The following is a 17,028-nucleotide window of genomic DNA, read 5'->3' on the forward strand; positions in this document are numbered from 1 at the left end:
TGGTGAAGTGCGAACAAGGCCCACTCTGACCTGGTCGAACCCGGGCCCGTCGCTGCCGCGCACCTCCACCCTGACCGAGGTCGTCCCGATCGTCGAGCGGGGCGGGGTGCTGGTGCTCAGCGGTGCGGGCCTCTCCACGGAGTCCGGCATCCCCGACTACCGCGGTGAGGGCGGGTCCCTGCGCAAGCACACCCCGATGACCTACGAGGAGTTCACCACCAGCGAGGCCGGCCGGCAGCGCTACTGGGCGCGCAGCCACGTCGGCTGGCGCACCATCGCCCGCGCGCACCCGAACGCGGGCCACCACGCCGTCGCGCGGCTCTCGGGCAAGCTCCGCGGCGTCATCACCCAGAACGTCGACGGCCTGCACCAGGCCGCGGGCTCCGCGGACGTCGTGGAGCTGCACGGCGGCCTCGACCGCGTGATCTGCCTCGGCTGCGGGCTGCTCTCGCCGCGCATCGACCTCGACCGCCGCCTGCGCGAGGCCAACCCGGACTTCCACGCGACGACGGACGAGATCAACCCCGACGGCGACGTCTTCCTGCCCGAGGAGACCGTCCGCGGCTTCCGGGTCGTGCCCTGCGGGGCGTGCGGCGGCGTGCTGAAGCCGGACGTCGTGTTCTTCGGCGAGAACGTGCCCCGCCCCCGCGTCGAGCACTGCTACTCGCTAGTGGACGGCGCACGGTCGTTGCTCGTCCTCGGATCCTCGCTGACGGTCATGTCCGGCCTGAGGTTCGTGCGCCGCGCCGCCACCGCCGGAATCCCCGTCGTGATCATCAACCGCGGCGAGACGCGAGGCGACGCGCACGCGTCGCTGAGGGTCGACCTGCCGCTCGGGAAATCGCTCTCGGAGCTGGCAGAAGTCGTCGTGGGGTGAGGAATGGTGACATTCGCGGTCGACGACGTGACGCCGGTGACCGACCCGCTGCCCACCTCCGCGACCGCCGACCTGTTCCCCGGCGCGCTCGCCACCGGGGGCGACGCGCGGGTGCTGGAGCCCAACGGCGTGCACCCGTTGCTGCACGCGGTGGCCAAGGCGTTCGCGGAGCACCGGCCGCTGGTCCTGTCACCCGACGCGGTGTGGCTGACGATCGCGCGCGGCATCTCCGAGCACGTGAAGCTCAACGCCGAGGAACTGCGCCCGGTCCTCGCGGGCCATGCCGGCAAGGAGGTCCTGAGCGTCAACCACGGCCCCGCCGGCACCTGGGACTCCGTGGTCGAGAGGCTGGCCGGGGAGGTCGGCGACCCGCTCTTCGAGTGCGACTTCAGCACGAGCACCGACGTCGAACGCCTGGCGGGGCGCGTAGCGGTGCTCGACACCCACTCGCCGTACTACAGCTACTGGATGGTCGCGGTCTGCGGCATCCCGTCGATCACCCTGACGGGAACGCCGGACGACTGGCGCCGGATCCGCGCCCGCGTCGGCGACCTGCCGAGGTTCGGGCTGGAGCACTGGTGCCGCTCGCTGGTGCCGATCACCGACGAGTTCGTGCGTGCCGCCGAGGGCGACGCCGACAGGGCGTTCTGGCAGCGCATCCACAACCCCGTCGACGCCTACGGGGGCGAGTTCGTCACGGGCTGGATCACGCGCTTTTACCCGTACCTGGACTACGACCGGGGAGAAGCGGTCCCGAACCCGATGCTGGACCTGCCGATCGGTGAACCGCGGGACGGCACCAGCCCGGCCGTCTCGACGGACGGCGTCCGCGCGACCCTGTGCCGTGCGCTGATCAACGTGAACGACTTCGGCGACATCAGCGCCGTGGCCGTGGACGCGGGCCTGGTGGGCGTGACCCAGCACGAGGACGGCGCCCTGGAGCCGGTGGCGGGCTGGGCGGTGCTCCCGGCGCAGCCGGAGATCACGCTCCTGCTGGACCGCCTCGTCGCCGAGCACGAGTGGACGCCTCCGCCGCCGGTCGAGCAGGAGTCCCCGCTCGGCGAGGACTGGATCGTCACGCACATGCCCGTGCAGGGCAGCGGTGAGCTGATCGCGCTGTACCAGCGCGTCGGAACGGCCGCGGCGCGCGAGGGCACCTGGCGGGTGCGCGCCTACGCGGAGACGAGGAGGGAGAGGGTTGGCCGCCACTTCGTCCGGCCCGTGTTCGACCTCGCCGACGGCCGGATCGCGGGCGAGGTCGTGGACTTCGGGAGCGGGCGCAGCCACTGGGTGCTCTTGCGCCCCGGCGACCGCCCGGAGGACGCCGCGGTGCTCGGTTCCTCCCTGCTGCCGCTGCTCCAAGCGCTGCTGGACCACGGTGACGTGACCCGCCTGGCGACGAAGAGGCTCTCGGACCTGGACGGCTAGGACTGCTGCGAGCGGAACCTCTCGAGCTCGCGCCGTTCCCGCTTGGTCGGCCGCCCCGCACCCCGGTCGCGGCGGGCGATCGGGATCTCCGGCGGCGGCTTGGGCGTGCGGTCGATGAAGCACGTGGCCGCGGCCTCCGCGCCGACCCGCTTCTGGATCACCCGGACGACCTCGACGACTTTGGTCTTGTCACCGACTCGGGCGCGCACCTGGTCACCGGGCACGACGGTGGCGGAGGGCTTCGCGGGTTTGTCGTTGATGCGCACGTGGCCGCCCCGGCACGCCTGGGCGGCGTCCGGGCGGGTCTTCGTCAGCCTGACCGCCCACAGCCAGCGGTCGATGCGCGTGGACTCCACCCCGCCATCATGACACCCCCGGAGGCGCCGACGGGTAGGGGCGGTGTGAACGGGCTAGTGGACGGCCTCGGGCTCCACTGTGGACCTGAGGCCGAGCATCCTCGCCAGGCCCGACAGTTCGAGCACCCGCGTCACCTGTTCGGAGGCCGCGGAGAGCCTCAGCCCGCCCGCCGTGGCCGAGGCGCGGGCGTGGCCGCGCACGAGGGCGCTGATCCCGCTGGAGTCGCAGAAGGTGACCGCGGAGAGGTCCAGCACCACGTAGCGGTGGCCCTGGTCGAGCAGGCGGTCGAGCCGCGAGAGCAGTCGTTCCGCGCCGGAGCCGGCGAGTTCGCCGGACACGGCCAGCAGGGTGGAGGCAGGCGACGACTCGGTCACCGTGACTTCGAGCATTTCGCAGTGGTACCCGCTCCCGGCCGTCTGCAAACCTCGGCTTGCAAGTTGCTATTCGCCGGTCCTCAGGAATATTTCCGCGGACCTCGTATCCGTTCGGTGAGCACATTTTGGTCGTGGGCAAAAGCTTCGACGTGTTTTTCCTCCGTCTGGAGACTGGCGGTGGGCAGGGACTTGTTGGGGAGAACAGGTTGCCCGCACAGGGGAAACACAGGGGGATACATGAAAAGGCACGTGCGCGACAGTTTCTTCGTCGTGGGCGAGGGTGTTCTGGAAATCGACGACAAAGGTGAGGCGATCACGCGTCAGCCCTCCACGGCGGAGGAGCTGCGCAGGTTCCGGTTCTCACGGCTGGGGCCGAAGGGCCCGCGGACGGACGAGGAGACGCGGACCGCCCTCGCGACCGCGATGACCGCGAACGTCCCGCAGCCCGACTCGGCGGACCCGGTCGTCCCGGCGGGGTTCACCTACCTCGGCCAGTTCGTCGACCACGACCTCACGATGGACCGCACCGAGTCGCAGCTCGGGCAGGACGTGAACCTCGACGAGCTGACGCAGGGCCGGTCGCCGGCGCTCGACCTCGACTCGGTCTACGGCCGCGGCCCGCGCGACAAGGACGACCAGGCCTTCTACGCCCAGGACGGCGTGAAGCTCAAGGTCGGCACCACCACGCCGGTGCCGTTCCCGGACGAGGGCACGAACATCCCGTTCGAGGGCTTCGACCTGCCGCGCCGCGGCGGGACGGCCGGCACGGCGGCGGACCGGCGGCTGCCGCTGATCCCGGACGCCCGCAACGACGAGAACCTCGTGGTGGCGCAGACGCACCTCGCGTTCATCCGCTTCCACAACCGCGTGGTCGACGAGCTCGCTCTCACCGGTCTGACCGGCGAACGGCTCTTCCGCGCCGCGAAGGAGCTCGTGGTGCGGCACTACCAGTGGATGCTCAGGACCGACCACCTGCCGCGGATCATCGACCCGGCGATCGTCGAGGACGTCTTCACCAACGGGCGCAAGTTCTTCGAGGTGCCCGGGAAGCACTACCGCCGCGACAACTCGCCGACGATGCCGATCGAGTTCTCGGTCGCCTCGTACCGCTTCGGGCACAGCCAGGTCCGCGGCGCGTACGAGTGGAACCGCGTGTTCCGCACCGGCGGCCCGTCCGTGCGGCCCGCGTCGTTGTTCCAGCTCTTCACCTTCACCGGGGTGAGCGGCAACTTCGACCCGTCGTCGGCGCTGCCCGGCGACCTCGACGACGTGACGCGGGGCGACATCTTCACGTTGCCCAGCAACTGGATCGCGGACTTCCGCAGGCTCTACGACTTCACCGAGGCGGGCCGGGACGACCTGGCGGCCCCGGCGGAGTTCAGCGGGGGCAACGTCACCAAGCGGATCGACACGCTGCTGGTCGACCCGCTGACGAAGCTGCCGGCCGGCACGTTCGGCGGCCGCGGCACGCAGTTCCGCGAGATCGAGCGCAACCTCGCGTTCCGCAACCTCACCAGGGCCTCGATGATGGAACTGGCCACGGGCCAGCAGCTCGCCGAGCTCTTCGGGGTCGCGCCGCTGACGGCCGAGCAGATCCTGGTCGGCAACGGCGGCGCCGTCGTCGAAGGCCTGTCCGAGCAGCAGAGGTCGCAGCTCGTCGAGGCGACGCCGCTGTGGTTCTACGTCCTGCGGGAGGCCGAGGTCGGTGGCGGGCTCATGGGCCCGGTCGGCGGACGCCTCACCGCGGAGGTCTTCCACCGCGCGATGGAGGGCAGCCGGATCTCGATCGTGCGCTCGCCGTACTGGCGGCCCACGCTCGGACCGGACTCCAGCACGTTCCGCATGGTCGACCTGCTGCTGTTCGCCTTCGAGGGCAAGGCCGACCTGCTGAACCCGCTGGGCGACCCGATCGCCTGATCCCCTCCGCACGTCCCGTCCGGCCGGGTGGTGGCAGCCGGACAGGAGAGGGAGATCAGATGTCACGTCCAGGAACCACGCGCGGAGAAGGCACGCGGGATCGACTGACTCGACTTGCGCGGGAGTCCGGAGTTCCACTGCTGCGCATCGGACTGGGGGTCGTGTACCTCTGGTTCGGCGCGCTGAAGCTCTTCCCCGGTGGCAGTCCCGCCGAAGACCTCGTCGAACGCACGGTGTCCGCGCTGACGTTCGGGATCGTCGGCGGAGACCTCGCCAGGGTGGGCGCCGCGATCAGCGAGATCGGGATCGCGGTGGTGCTGCTGAGCTTCCGCGTGCCGCGGTGGTGCGCGGTGCTGCTGATCGGCCACGTCGTGCTGGTGTCGACACCGCTGGTGCTGTTCCCCGGCGAGATGTGGTCCGGTCCGCTGCGGGCGTCCTTCGAAGCCCAGTACATCCTGAAGAACCTGGTGACCGTCGCCGCCGCGGTGGTCATCGCCTCATCGCACCCCAGGGTGCGGTGACCGGGAGCCGCTGCGCCGCACAGGCGGGGCGGCTCCCGGCCTTGTAGGTTGCGGCGCATGGGGGAATCACCGGCGCCCATGGCGCATCCTGCTTTCCGATGGCTGCTCGCGGCACGGGTCACGACCGTCGCCGGCAACGCGATGGCACCGATCGCACTGGCCTTCGCCGTTCTCGACCTCACGTCGTCGGTCACCTCGCTCGGCGTCGTCGTCGCCGCGCGGTCGCTGACCAACGTCGTGTTCCTGCTGTGGGGCGGGGTGGTCGCGGACCGGCTGCCGCGCCAGTTCGTGCTGGCCGGGTCGTGCGCGGTCAGCTTCGCGAGCCAGGCCGCGATCGCGGTGCTCGTCCTGACCGGCACGGCCTCGGTGACGTGGTTCGTCGTGCTCGCGGCGGTGAACGGCATGTCGAGCGCGTTCTCGCTGCCCGCCTCGTCGTCGCTGGTGCCGCAGACGGTGCCGGCCGAGGTCCGGCTGCGGGCGAACGCGCTGCTGCGGCTGGGCGTGCACTCCGCCACCATCGGCGGCGCGTCGCTCGGCGGCCTGCTGATCGCGGTCACCGGACCCGGCTGGGGGCTCGCCGTGGACGCGCTCTCGTTCGCGCTGGCCGGGGTGTTCTTCGCGCTCGTGCGAGTGCCGGCCACCGCCCGGGCCGGGCGCGAGCCGTCGGTGCTGTCCGAGCTGAAGGTCGGCTGGACGGAGTTCGTGTCACGCCAATGGGTGTGGGTCGTCGTCCTGGCCTTCACCTTCGTCAACGCCGCACTGGTCGGCGGGGTGATGGTGCTCGGCCCGGTGCTCGCCGACTCCACGTTCGGGCGCGGGACCTGGGGCCTCGTCCTCGCGGCGCAGACCGCGGGCATGGTGGCGGGCGCCTTCCTGGTCATGCGGATCGAGGTGCGCCGCCGCCTGCTGTTCGGCGTCTCGTGCGTGCCGGTGATGGCGGGCCTGCCGCTGGTCATGGTGCTGTACCCGGAGCCCTGGCTGCTGGTCGTCACCTCCTTCGTCTGCGGGCTGGGCATCGAGCAGTTCGGGGTGGCGTGGGAGACGACGCTGCAGCACCACGTGCCGCAGGACCGCCTGGCCCGGGTCTACTCCTACGACATGCTCGGGTCGTTCGTGGCGATCCCGCTGGCCCAGCTCGCGATCGGTCCCGTCTCGCACGCGTTCGGCACCACCGCCGCACTGCTCGGGTGCGTCGCGGTCCACCTGGTCGCGTGCGCGGGGATGCTCGCGTCCCGGTCCGTGTGGACGGTGGTGAACGAGCCCGTCGGCGAGGCGGATCGCCCGGTCGTGCAACGCGGGCGGCGCCGCGCGCGTGCAAGATCATGAACCGGGGTCGTGGGATCACCGGCGTACCGATAGGTTTCGAATGGTGTTGGATTCCACTCGGCTGGGGGAGTGAATGAGACTCAAACGGATCATCGTGCTCGGCACGGCTCTCGCGTTGCTCGGCGCGGCCGTCACACCGGCGGCTTCGGCCGCCGGGGACGTGAACGCGCTGGCGGAGCGCCTGCGCCAGGCGATCGTCGCGCAGAACTTCAAGGACGTCGTCGACCTGACGCCGCCGGACCTGTCCGCACCGGCCTCGGCCACGCGGACGGCCGGTCAGCGGGAGAAGTACGACGCTTCACCGGCGGAGCTGCAGAACCGCGCGCGGCTGCGGCTGGCGCAGGCGGGCAAGCCGCTGCACCAGACGCCGAACATGGACGCGGCGATCATCGAGCTCGACCTGTACGGACGCCCGAAGTCCGTGGCGAACGTGCTGCTCAGCCCGCAGCACCCGAACGGCGTCGTCGTACCGGTGGCGAAGGCGGGCCTGTCCACCGACCAGGTGCGCTACCGCTGGTGGGACGACACCGAATGGGACGTCAACGGCGGCAAGGGCACCCGTGACGTGCTGCCGGGCCGGGAGAACGCGCCGATCGACTTCTCCTCGCCGTACCCGGCGTCGGTGCTGAAGCTGATGGTGGGCTTCGGCGTCCTGCGCCTGGCCGACCAGGGCAAGGTCGACCTCGACGCCGACTACGAGTACAACCCGAACCCGGTGAGCGCGGCCTGCGGCGGGGCCTCGGTCAAGAAGGTCCGGCAGCACTTCGACGAGATGATCACGAAGTCGCAGAACGAGTCCACCTGCGCGCTGATCAAGCTGATCCACGACCGGAACGCCTGGGACGCGGTCAACGCCACGTTCGCCGAGCTCGGCATGCCGACCCTCATGGTCACCGGCACCAACCCCGGCAACGGCGCCCGCTGGATCGGCTCGAACATGAGCGGTCTCGACACCGCGAAGCTCCTGCTGCTGGTCAACGGCGGCCCGGACGTCCTGTGGACGACCGGCGCGGGCAAGCAGGTCACCCGCGACGAGCTGTCCCACTCCTCGAGGAAGTTCTTCCAGGCGACGCTCGCGGGCCAGGGCCACAACGAGATGCTCTCCACGCCGAACTGGTGCGGGCGCGACTACCCGGTCCAGGGCATCCCGCAGAAGGTGCCGGCGCGCTGGATCAAGGCGGACGGCACCGTGACCGTCGGCGACGCCGTGTACGACCGCGACGTCCGCCCGTGCAACGACGCCGCCGAGGTGACGTTCGCGCACAAGACCGGCTGGGTCGACACCACGGGCTCCGACGCGGGCATCGTGAAGTCCTTGCGCGGCAAGGGCAACCGCCAGTACGTCGTGGTCGTGTTCTGCAACCTCGGCACCGACTACGTCGACGCGGCGCGCCCGGCGGATCCGCCCGGCGTGTTCCCGGTGCTGTACACGCAGAAGTACGCACAGCTCGGCAAGGCGATCGACACCATCATGAAGGGCCTGTAGGCCCCGGACGGGGCGCCGCGGCCGTGCAGGCCGCGGCGCCCCACCCGCGTCACACCGCCGCCGTGCCGATCAAGCCGTTGCGCGTCACCAGACCGGCCAGCTCCGCCTCGCCCAGCCCGTCCGTCCCCTCGGGCCGGCGGGGCAGCACCATGTACCGCGACTCGGCGTTCGCGTCCCAGACCTCGATCTTCGTGGTCCCGGGCAGCGTCAGGCCGAACTGCTCCAGCACCTCCCGCGGGTGGCTCACCACCCTCGAGCGGTAGGCCGGGCTCTTGTACCAGGTGGGCGACGGCCCGAGCAGCGACAGCGGGTAGCAGCTGCAGAGGGTGCAGACGATGACGTTGTGCACGTCCTCGGTGTTCTCGACGACGTGCAACCGCTGCACCTGCAGCCCGCCGCCCATCGACAGGCCGAGCTCGGGCAGCGCCGCGTTCGCGTCCCGCAGCAGGCGGGCGCGGAAGCCGTCGTCGACCCAGGCCCGCGCCACCACCCGGAAGCCGTTGGCCGGGGAGGCCTTGTGCGCGAACGCCTCCAGCACCTGGTCCAGCTCGGCCGGGTCCAGCAGACCCTTCTCCTCGAGGACCGCTTCCAGTTCCCGGACGCGCGCGGCGATCGGGGAGTCGTCGTGGTCGTCACTCATCGCTGAGGTACTCCTCCCAAAGGGACAGCGTCACGTTGTGGTCGCCGTGCCCGAAAAGGTCGCGTGCGGAGAACCGCACCAGGTAGACCTGCTGCGGCACCTGAACTCCCTGCGCGCTCAGGTCCGCGAGCGGGTGCACGCCGTCGCTGCCGACGACCGTGCCGACGTGGCCGCGGGCGTAGTGCGGCAGTCGCGTGTGGTGGTCGGGATCCACAGTGGACGTCCGGACGCGGTCGCCGGTGCGGTAGCGCTCAGACAACGCCCTTCTCCTCCAGGAGCGTCCGGATGGCGCGGAACCAGTTCTCGTAGTAGGAGGACTCGTGCGACATCGTCCGTTCGACGGCGTCCCGGAACTCGTCCAGGTTGTAGACCTCCCGCCTGATCAGCGCCCGGTTCACGGCCATCACGTGGGCCTCCCAGTCGGCGTGGAAGGGCGGTTCGTCCAGCTCCTCCTGAACCGGGCCGAAGCCGTCCTGGCCGCCGACGTCGTTGATCCTCGGCATCTCACCTCCTGCGCTCGACCAGATTCTGCGCCGCCGCGCGCCAGTTCGGGAAGTGGAAGCCGAACCCGGCCTCGACGAGCCTGCCCGGGGTGACCCGGCGGCTCTTGAGCAGCAGTTCGGTGTCGCTGCGGAGAGCGAACGCCCCGATCCCGGCCATCAGCCTGGTCGCGGGCAGTCCCACCGGGACGCGCCAGGCCCTGCGCAGCTCGCGCATGAAGTCCCGGTGCGGCAACGGGTGCGGTGCCGCCAGGTTGACCGCGCCGGAGATCGGCTCGCTGATCAGCAGGGCGACCGCCCGCACGAAGTCGTCGTCGTGGATCCACGAGACGTACTGGCGCCCACCCGCCACCGGGCCGCCCAGGCCGAGCCGGGCGAGCCACGACAGGTGGTCGAACACGCCGCCGCGGTCCGGGCTCATCACCATCGCGCTGCGCAGCGCGACCTTGCGGGTGGCCGGCGTGTCGGCCTCGTCGAGCTCGGCCTCCCAGCGCTTGGCGATCTCGACGCTGTAGGTCCAGTACCCCGGCACGTCCTCCTCGCGGCCGCCGAGGATGCCCGACCTCTCGTCGTTGGCGGCGTCGAACCGGTGCGCGTAGATCGTCGCCGTGCTCATCTGCAACCAGACGCGCGGCGGGTTCTCGGACCGTGCGATGGCTTCACCGACGACACGTGCCGAGTCCACTCGCGAGCGCATCATCTGCTGGAGGTTCTCGGCGTTGTAGCGGCAGCTCACGCTGCGTCCGGCCAGGTTGACGACGACGTCGGCGCCGTCGATCTCGCGGGCCCACGGCCCGAGCGTGCGCCCGTCCCACCGCACGCCGCCGCCGCGGCTGATGACCACCACCTCGTGGCCCGCCGCCCTCAGCGCGCGGCTCAGCACGCCGCCGACCTGCCCGGTGCCACCTGGAATCACGATCTTCATTCCGCCCCCCTTCGCGCCCGAAGCTAGCCGCCGTTCGCTGAGAGCCCGCTCAGCTGAGCGCCGGGACCGGGGTAACGCGGTGGCGGCGGGACCGCGATGTAGGGGTGTGCGCCCCACCCTCCTCGCCGCCACCGCGTTCCTGCTCGCCGCCTGCACCTCCGCCCCGCAGGCCGCGCCGGCGCGGGCACCGGAGACGCCCACCACCGTCGAGCAGCCCGCCGGCACCGGCCCGAACTGCGCGAACGCCAACTCGTCCGTGGTGGGCAAGGCACTCGGCCTGAGGCTGCAGGGCCAGCGCGAGAGCGTCGAGAAGGCCGTCACGACCTGCACGTACGTCGGTTCGGGCATGCCGGTCGAGGTGAGGTTCACGACGAACGCGACGGCCGCGACGTTCGCGAAGGGCAGGCCCGAGAAGGCCAAGGCCGTCGAGGGCCTGTTCGACGAGGCCTACGAGACGACGGCCGGCGGCGCGGAGACCGCCCAGCACACCGTGGCCGCGCGCAGGGGCAGGACGCAGATCGAGGTGATGTCGCCCGCGGGCGTCGAGCCGTCGAAGAAGCTGATCACCGACCTGTTCGGCCGCGTCTAAACGCGGCTGCGCACGGGTTCGTCGAAGAACGAGAGCACGCGGCCACCGGGCGCGAGCCACGGCCGCACCAGCTCGCGCGCCCGGTCCGGATCGCGGTGGAACAGCCCGACCCGCACCGCGAACACCAGGTCGAACCGCCGGTCGCCGAGGTTCATGTCCTCGAGCGACGCGATGAGGAACTCCGCCTTGCCCGACGCCACGTAGACGGCGTTGCGGCGGGTCGCGGCCTCGACCATCTTCGTGGAGCGGTCGACCGCCGTGAGCGTGCCGGTGGACAGCAACCGGCACACCATCGCGGCGGCCACGCCCTGCCCGCAGCCGATCTCCAGCACCCGGTCATCGGGCCGGATCGCGAGTTGGCCGACCACTTCCCGCAGACGCTCGCTCATGGTCCACATGATGCGTCAGGGCGGCGGGCGGGGCCACCACGGCGAGGCCCGCGGTCCCGGTCCAGCGCGCAGGCCGGACCGCCACCCTCCCGCCGGAAAGGCCTCACCGCCCGGTCCGCGTCACCCCAGCCCGCCGAGGTTCACCATCCAGTTCACGCCGAACCTGTCCACGAGGTCGCCGTACTCGTCGCCCCACATCTGCTTCTCCAGGGGCGTCCCGACCTCGCCGCCCTCCGCGAGGGCGGCGAAGTACTCCCGCAGCTTCTCCTCGTCGCCGGACAGCGACACCGTGATCCGCGAGCCCGCCCGGTACTGCACGCCGGGCGGGGTGTCGGAGGCCATGATCGTGTAGCCGGCCTCGGTCTCCAGCTGGGCGTGCATGATCTGGTCGGCCTGCGGCGTGTCCTGCATGCCGAACTCACCGAACGTGCTCATCTTCAGCTCGCCGCCGAAGACCGACTGGTAGAACTCCATCGCCTGGCGGGCCTGGCCGTCGAAGCTGATGTACGGGTTGAGGCGAGTGGCCACCGGAATCACTCCTTCGCGGGAGATGGGACCGCATACTCGCAAAGCCTTGGCACGCCTACAACCGGAACCTATTCCGTGACTCCCGGGTCACCCTGTGCGACCTTGCCCGCGTAGACGAGCGTGGCCTCCGGGGTGAGCGGGTGGAACGTTCCGGCGCGCACGTCGCGGTAGGCGCGTTCCAGCGGTGAGCGCTTGAAGAACGACCGTCCACCGAGGACCTCCATCGCCGTGTTCACGACCTCGACGGCCTCCACGACGGCGTGCCGCTTGGCCAGCATCACGGTCGTGACGGCCTCGGCGCCGGCCGTGTAGTCGTCGCCCAGCTCCTCGATCGAGCCCATCAGCGACCACCACGCGGTGCGCAGCTTGTAGTCCATCAGCCCGATCTGGCGCACCGCGTTCTTCGAGGTCGACCGCACGGCCACGTCCCGCGCGCCCGCCGCGATGCCGTAGTAAGTCGCGCCGCACACCGGTGCGAAGTGGACCACCGCGGCGAACAGGGGTGCGCCGAACTCGCCGTACGGGCGGCGGGCCGCGATCTTGTCCGCCGGGATGAACACGTCCTCCAGCACGACGTCGTGGCTGGCCGTGCCGCGCATGCCGAGCGTGTCCCACGTTTCCTCGATGCGCACGCCGTCGGCGCTCAGGGGTGCGCTGAAGTGCAGCACCTCCTCACCGAGCACGGCGCACGTGGCCACGACGTTCGCGCGCGGCGACTGGCTGCAGAACGACTTGCGGCCGGAGACCAGGAACCCGCCGTCCACCGGGGTGGCCGTGGTCGTGGGCCAGAGCCAGTCCGATCCGCCGCTGGTGGCGATGACCAGGCCTTCCGCCGCCACGCGCCGCAGCACGCCCTCCGCGTCCGGCGCGCCCTTGCGCCTGCGGTAGCACTGCGTCAGCGTCAGGTACAGGTGCATGGTGACGGCCAGGGCGGTGGCGCCGTCGTGCCGGGCGAGCTCGGCCTGGGCGTAGCAGACCTGGCGCATCGTGGCGCCGAGCCCGCCCAGCTCCTCGGGTACGGCCAACGCCAGGTAGCCCTCCTCGCGCATGGCCTCGTACGCCTCGCTCACGAACGTGGCGTCGCGGTCGTGCTCGGAGGCGTGGCGGGCCGCGATCGCGCCGATGCGGGCGGCCATGTCGGCGAACTTGGCGTCGCCGTCCCTGGTGACGGTCGGGAACGTGCTGGTCACGGGTCGTGTCTCAAGAGTTGTCATAGGACGAACGTAAGAACGCGCGAGGCCCGCGGGTAGTTCTGGAAGTGAACCGGGAGGCGGTAACGAAACCACCTCCGCGGCGGAGACTCCCAGTGTGAGGACCTATGCGCAGTACTGCCCGATCGTCCGCGCCGTGGAGGTGCTGGGCGACCGGTGGACGTTGCTGATCGTGCGGGACATGCTCGTCGGTGCCTCGCGCTTCAACGAGATCTCCCGCGGCCTGCCGGGCCTGTCGAGGGCGCTGCTGTCACGGCGGCTGCGGCAGCTCGTCACCGCCGGCCTGGTGCGGCGCACCGGCGACGGCTACGCGCTCACGCAGGCGGGGGAGGCGCTGCGGCCGCTGGTGTTCAGCCTCGCCGACTGGGGCGCCCGGTACGCGTTCGGCGACCCGCGTGCCGACGAGCTCGACCCCGAGGTGCTGATGTGGTGGATGCACGGCCGCATCGACACCGGGACGCTGAGCAAGCGCGCGACCGTCGAGATCCGCGTCAACGACCGGCGCCGGACGTTCTGGCTCGTCCTCGAACCCGGTGACGTCTCGGTCTGCTACACCCATCCCGGCCTGGAGGTCGACGCCGTGCTCACGGCCGACATCGCCACGCTCTACCGGATGTGGGAGGGCGAGTTCGCACTGCTCGACGCGGTGCGGGCGGGCACGATCGAGCTGACGGGCTCGCGCTGGGTGGTGCGCGGGCTGCCGCGGTGGCTCGAGCTCAGCCCCGTCGCGGAGCACGTGCGGGCGGCGAAGGTGCACGCCTAGGGCTCTGACCAGGGCGAACGAAGAACTTCCGAACTTCCTGGGTCGTCGTGTCGATCCGGGCCGGTGCCCGTTCGACGCATGAGTGGAAGGACACGACAGCCCAGGAGGAACCCCGACATGACCGCGACCGTCACCACCACCGCCCCCACCCGCGTCCGCAGGTCCGCGTTCGCCCGCCACCTCACGCTCGTGACCCGCGTGGTGACCGGCCTGCTGTTCACCGCGACCGGCCTGAACGGGTTTCTGAACTTCATGCCCGCGCCCGATCCCGGCACGATGGCGCCGGCCGGGGTCGCGTTCACGACCGCGCTCCACGCCACCGGCTACATGCTGCAGCTGTCCTCGGGCGTCCAGGTCGTCGCGGGCGCCCTGCTGCTCGCCGGCCGGTTCGTCCCGCTGGCGCTCGCGGTCCTCGCTCCGCTGGTGGTCAACATCTTCCTCGTCCACCTCTTCCTGGAACCCGCCGGCACGGGCATGGCGCTGTTCGTCGTCGCCGCCGAGATCGGCCTCGCGTGGGCCTACCGCGACAAGTTCCGCCCGATCTGCGGGCCCGCTAGGAGCGGCGGCCACAGTCCCCCGGAGGCCAGCGGCCGCCGGGGGATTTTCGTTGCGGGACAGGGTTTTCAGCCTTCGGATGTCGATCCGGCGCGTGCTCGTTCGACGTAGGTGTGAAGGCGAAGTCCTGCGAAGGGAAAGGAAATGTCCACCACCCGCTGCGCCGCCGTCGTCCTGCGAGTGCTGACGCACGGCCGGGTCGTGCCCGGTCTCCTGACCGTGCTGGACGTCCTGCTCGACACCGGTCACGTCGTCACCGCGATCGCCGTCGGCCTGGCCGAGCTCGCCGCCGCGATCGGCGCGCAGGTCCTACCGGGACACGAAGGCGGCCAGCAGCGCCTGCACCTCGTAGACGTCGACGCCCTTGCCGAACTGCTTGGCGATCGGCACGTCGTGGCTGGAGACCCAGATCTTGAGCTCCGCGTCGAGGTCGAAGTGGCCGGCCGTCTCGACTGAGAACTGCGTGATCGCCTTGTAGGGCACCGAGTGGTACTCGACCTTCTTGCCCGTCACGCCCTGCTTGTCGACCAGGATCAGCCTCCGGTCGGTGAACAGGAACGAGTCGCGCAGCAACTGGTACGCCGCGTGGATCTGCTCGCCGTGCGCCAGCAGGCGGCCGAACTCCTTCGCGGCGTCCCGCGGGTCGAGCTTCGACGCGTTCCCCATCATTCCGCTGAGAAGTCCCATACCCCCACGTTTACCAGGGTTCGCGGCAGCTCGTCCGGGTGCTCGGGCAAGGATCATCCCGCCGGCCGCGGCCGGGCGTTGCGCAACCGGATGCCGCTGTGCTCCAGCGGACCCGCCACCACCTCGTCCCAGAACGCCCAGAGGTTCGCGAGCACGCGCAGCTCGATCCCGGCCTCCTCGTGCAGCGCGAACAGGTCGCCGACGCGGTCGGCGGGGCCGAGCGGCACCACCGGCTCGGTCGCCACCACCGCGGAACCGGCCCCCTCACCGCTCTCGGGGAACGGCCGGAACGGCGCCGCGTCGAACCGGTACGCGTACAGCTCCACGGTCCGCATCCGGTCGAGCCACCCGTACTCGACGGCGTGCACCCCGGTCGTGCCGGCGGTGTCCCACGCCAGCACCCGCGGGCATTGCCGCGGGAACCAGTAGTCGGGGGAGCGCGCGGCGTCCACCGCCCACACGTACTCGCCGGGCTGCCGCGCGGTCGCCGCGAGGTGCGGGACGAAGCGGGTGATCGCCGGATCTTCCGAGAAGTGCAGCACCTGACCTGGTTCCGGCCTCATGTGGTCATACTGGCCCGCATGCGGAGGCTGACGCTCGCTGTTCTGCTGGTCCTCGCCGGCTGCTCCTCCGGCGGCGAGCCGGGCGCGACCGGGTTCACCGCCGTGGACCTCCCGGCGACCCCGGAAGCGTTGGCGGTGCACGGGGACATGCTGGCCATCGGCACGCGCACGCCGGACCACCCGGAGCTCGTCCTGAGGTCCGCCGACGGGACGCTGGCCAACGCCCGGCTCACCCCGGCGACCCCGTACGGCAGGGAAGCGCACTGGTACGGCGTCACCTCCGACGGCACCACGATCACCGGCGTCGGCGGCGAACGCGGTGGCGCGCACGGCAACGTCCGCTGGAGCGCCTGGACCGGCGACGCCCGCGTCATCACCGAGAAACCGCAGGCCTTCAGCACGTTCGGCGGCTACGGCGCCGGTGAGCTGATCGGCCCGGTCCGCACCGCGCGGGGCCCGTTGATCATCGGCACGTGGCAGAGCGCCCAGGCGGGCCTCGACATCGCGGCCTGGACCTACGCCGCCGACACCTGGACCCGCCAGCCCTCCGCCGGCACCGTCCTGGAGAGCTCGCAGGAGCTGCTGCGGTTCCCGCTGTCGGTCACCCCGGACGGCGACGGCGCGCTGGTCGTCGGCTGGCAGATCGCGAAGGGCCAGGTGAGCGCGGCGGTCTGGCGGTTCGACGGCACGACCTGGACCACCGCCACCCTGCCCGGCGGTGACGCCGCGCTGGCCGCCCGCTGCTGGGACGGCACGTGCCACGTCGTGGGCCGCGCCGGGGGAAGGCTCGCCTGGTGGTCGGGCCCGGAGTGGAAGAAGCTCGCGACTCCGGACGTCCCCGTCGGTGACGACCAGACCCTCACCGCGCCGGTTCCGGTCAACGGCACTCCGACGCTGGTCGTCGACCACGGCGGGGTCACACTCGTGTCCGAAAAGGACGAGCGTCGCGCGGAGGGGCCGTCGGGCGCGGTGGCGGCGGTGGAGAAGGTCGGCGACCAGGTGTTCGTGATCGCGGGCGGCCGTCTGTGGCGCCTCGGCTAGGTCGTGAGCCATCCGGCCCCGTCCCGCTGTGACGCAGTTCACGCCGTTCGGTCCAGTCCGCGGTGGGCCGCTCGGACGTCCGCCCTGCTCCGCGACGGTCCAGTCACGGTGCCGTCACGAAGCGCTTCACAGCGTGATGCCCGGTTTACGATCACATTGCGCTGCTTGTCCCACGACTTCCGGTCATTGCATTCACCCGGATGCGTCACATCCATCCGTGGTGAGACAGAACTTCACGCTGAATACAGCGATCCGGACGCACAATGGTCACGCTTGAGCACACAATTCGCGAGAGTCAACTGTTGATGTGGCTGTTCCACCGGCTTTTCCCCTGCCCATGGGTGACTATGG

Annotated in this window: 21 protein-coding genes; 10 read left to right on the forward strand and 11 right to left on the reverse strand. The window is 71.0% G+C overall.

The genetic code is table 11. The annotated features are described in order from the left end of the window. Nucleotides 1-7 precede the first annotated feature (7 nt). Nucleotides 8-877, forward strand: a complete 870-nt coding sequence (locus L6E10_RS12910; RefSeq protein WP_236219747.1) for an NAD-dependent protein deacetylase — start codon at nucleotides 8-10, stop codon at nucleotides 875-877. Between the two features lie 3 nt (nucleotides 878-880). Further along, a complete protein-coding gene (locus tag L6E10_RS12915; RefSeq protein ID WP_236219748.1) occupies nucleotides 881-2,305 on the forward strand; it encodes a DUF4419 domain-containing protein in 1,425 nt (474 codons plus the stop codon). On the opposite strand, the gene L6E10_RS12920 is transcribed toward L6E10_RS12915, so the two are convergent. Both L6E10_RS12920 and L6E10_RS12925 read right to left on the reverse strand, forming a co-directional pair. After that, nucleotides 2,302-2,661, reverse strand: a complete 360-nt coding sequence (locus tag L6E10_RS12920; RefSeq protein WP_236219749.1) for an RNA-binding S4 domain-containing protein — start codon at nucleotides 2,659-2,661, stop codon at nucleotides 2,302-2,304. The two genes, L6E10_RS12915 and L6E10_RS12920, sit on opposite strands and share 4 nt — an antisense overlap. 54 nt (nucleotides 2,662-2,715) lie before the next feature. Next, nucleotides 2,716-3,051, reverse strand: coding sequence for an STAS domain-containing protein (locus tag L6E10_RS12925; RefSeq protein WP_236219750.1), 336 nt, complete (start codon nucleotides 3,049-3,051; stop codon nucleotides 2,716-2,718). A gap of 222 nt (nucleotides 3,052-3,273) precedes the next feature. Between L6E10_RS12925 and L6E10_RS12930 the strand changes: the two genes are divergently transcribed. From L6E10_RS12930 to L6E10_RS12945, 4 genes are all read left to right on the forward strand, one after another. Further along, complete coding sequence (locus tag L6E10_RS12930; protein WP_236219751.1) at nucleotides 3,274-4,953, forward strand: heme peroxidase family protein; 1,680 nt, start codon at nucleotides 3,274-3,276, stop codon at nucleotides 4,951-4,953. A 59-nt stretch (nucleotides 4,954-5,012) separates the two neighbouring features. Continuing rightward, nucleotides 5,013-5,474 carry a DoxX family protein gene (locus L6E10_RS12935; protein WP_236219752.1) on the forward strand — a complete coding sequence of 154 codons (462 nt, stop codon included), beginning with the start codon at nucleotides 5,013-5,015 and terminating at the stop codon, nucleotides 5,472-5,474. A 57-nt stretch (nucleotides 5,475-5,531) separates the two neighbouring features. Further along, a complete protein-coding gene (locus L6E10_RS12940) occupies nucleotides 5,532-6,800 on the forward strand; it encodes an MFS transporter (protein ID WP_236219753.1) in 1,269 nt (422 codons plus the stop codon). Between the two features lie 73 nt (nucleotides 6,801-6,873). Continuing rightward, nucleotides 6,874-8,286: a serine hydrolase gene (locus L6E10_RS12945; RefSeq protein WP_236219754.1), complete on the forward strand. Its 1,413-nt coding sequence runs from the start codon at nucleotides 6,874-6,876 to the stop codon at nucleotides 8,284-8,286. 49 nt (nucleotides 8,287-8,335) lie between these two features. On the opposite strand, the gene L6E10_RS12950 is transcribed toward L6E10_RS12945, so the two are convergent. The 4 genes from L6E10_RS12950 to L6E10_RS12960 are packed head-to-tail and all read right to left on the reverse strand — an operon-like array spanning nucleotide 8,336 to nucleotide 10,351. Beyond that, nucleotides 8,336-8,926: a nitrile hydratase subunit alpha gene (locus L6E10_RS12950; RefSeq protein WP_236219755.1), complete on the reverse strand. Its 591-nt coding sequence runs from the start codon at nucleotides 8,924-8,926 to the stop codon at nucleotides 8,336-8,338. Beyond that, a complete protein-coding gene (locus L6E10_RS41180) occupies nucleotides 8,919-9,185 on the reverse strand; it encodes an SH3-like domain-containing protein (RefSeq protein ID WP_090097818.1) in 267 nt (88 codons plus the stop codon). Before L6E10_RS41180 ends, L6E10_RS12950 begins: the two co-directional genes overlap by 8 nt. Then, the gene (locus L6E10_RS41185; protein ID WP_374236486.1) at nucleotides 9,178-9,429 is read right to left on the reverse strand and encodes a hypothetical protein; all 252 of its coding nucleotides are present in this window, start codon (nucleotides 9,427-9,429) and stop codon (nucleotides 9,178-9,180) included. The genes L6E10_RS41180 and L6E10_RS41185 overlap by 8 nt, the downstream gene beginning before the upstream one ends. A gap of 1 nt (nucleotide 9,430) precedes the next feature. Then, the gene (locus L6E10_RS12960) at nucleotides 9,431-10,351 is read right to left on the reverse strand and encodes an epimerase (protein ID WP_236219756.1); all 921 of its coding nucleotides are present in this window, start codon (nucleotides 10,349-10,351) and stop codon (nucleotides 9,431-9,433) included. Between the two features lie 106 nt (nucleotides 10,352-10,457). Between L6E10_RS12960 and L6E10_RS12965 the strand changes: the two genes are divergently transcribed. Beyond that, nucleotides 10,458-10,940: a hypothetical protein gene (locus L6E10_RS12965; protein WP_236219757.1), complete on the forward strand. Its 483-nt coding sequence runs from the start codon at nucleotides 10,458-10,460 to the stop codon at nucleotides 10,938-10,940. Here L6E10_RS12965 and L6E10_RS12970 read toward each other — a convergent pair. From L6E10_RS12970 to L6E10_RS12980, 3 genes are all read right to left on the reverse strand, one after another. Continuing rightward, complete coding sequence (locus tag L6E10_RS12970; protein ID WP_236219758.1) at nucleotides 10,937-11,329, reverse strand: class I SAM-dependent methyltransferase; 393 nt, start codon at nucleotides 11,327-11,329, stop codon at nucleotides 10,937-10,939. The genes L6E10_RS12965 and L6E10_RS12970 overlap by 4 nt on opposite strands. 120 nt (nucleotides 11,330-11,449) lie before the next feature. Then, nucleotides 11,450-11,857 carry a VOC family protein gene (locus L6E10_RS12975; RefSeq protein ID WP_236219759.1) on the reverse strand — a complete coding sequence of 136 codons (408 nt, stop codon included), beginning with the start codon at nucleotides 11,855-11,857 and terminating at the stop codon, nucleotides 11,450-11,452. Between the two features lie 68 nt (nucleotides 11,858-11,925). After that, nucleotides 11,926-13,071 (reverse strand): acyl-CoA dehydrogenase family protein, encoded by a 1,146-nt coding sequence (locus L6E10_RS12980; protein ID WP_236219760.1) that lies wholly within the window; start codon nucleotides 13,069-13,071, stop codon nucleotides 11,926-11,928. A gap of 94 nt (nucleotides 13,072-13,165) precedes the next feature. Between L6E10_RS12980 and L6E10_RS12985 the strand changes: the two genes are divergently transcribed. Together L6E10_RS12985 and L6E10_RS12990 are read left to right on the forward strand one after the other, a co-directional pair. Beyond that, complete coding sequence (locus L6E10_RS12985; protein ID WP_236219761.1) at nucleotides 13,166-13,831, forward strand: helix-turn-helix domain-containing protein; 666 nt, start codon at nucleotides 13,166-13,168, stop codon at nucleotides 13,829-13,831. Nucleotides 13,832-13,948: 117 nt separating this feature from the next. After that, entirely contained in the window at nucleotides 13,949-14,497 is a 549-nt protein-coding gene (locus L6E10_RS12990; RefSeq protein ID WP_236219762.1) for a DoxX family protein, read from the forward strand. Nucleotides 14,498-14,695: 198 nt separating this feature from the next. Here the strand turns inward: L6E10_RS12990 and L6E10_RS12995 are convergent, their stop codons facing one another. Together L6E10_RS12995 and L6E10_RS13000 are read right to left on the reverse strand one after the other, a co-directional pair. Then, nucleotides 14,696-15,073, reverse strand: a complete 378-nt coding sequence (locus tag L6E10_RS12995; RefSeq protein ID WP_236219763.1) for a PH domain-containing protein — start codon at nucleotides 15,071-15,073, stop codon at nucleotides 14,696-14,698. Between the two features lie 53 nt (nucleotides 15,074-15,126). Continuing rightward, entirely contained in the window at nucleotides 15,127-15,636 is a 510-nt protein-coding gene (locus L6E10_RS13000; RefSeq protein ID WP_236219764.1) for a DUF6886 family protein, read from the reverse strand. Between the two features lie 18 nt (nucleotides 15,637-15,654). Between L6E10_RS13000 and L6E10_RS13005 the strand changes: the two genes are divergently transcribed. After that, a complete protein-coding gene (locus L6E10_RS13005) occupies nucleotides 15,655-16,677 on the forward strand; it encodes a hypothetical protein (protein ID WP_236219765.1) in 1,023 nt (340 codons plus the stop codon). The last annotated feature ends 351 nt before the right edge of the window (nucleotides 16,678-17,028 follow it).

The organism is Lentzea sp. CC55, from assembly GCF_021056325.1.
GTDB lineage: Bacteria > Actinomycetota > Actinomycetes > Mycobacteriales > Pseudonocardiaceae > Lentzea > Lentzea jiangxiensis.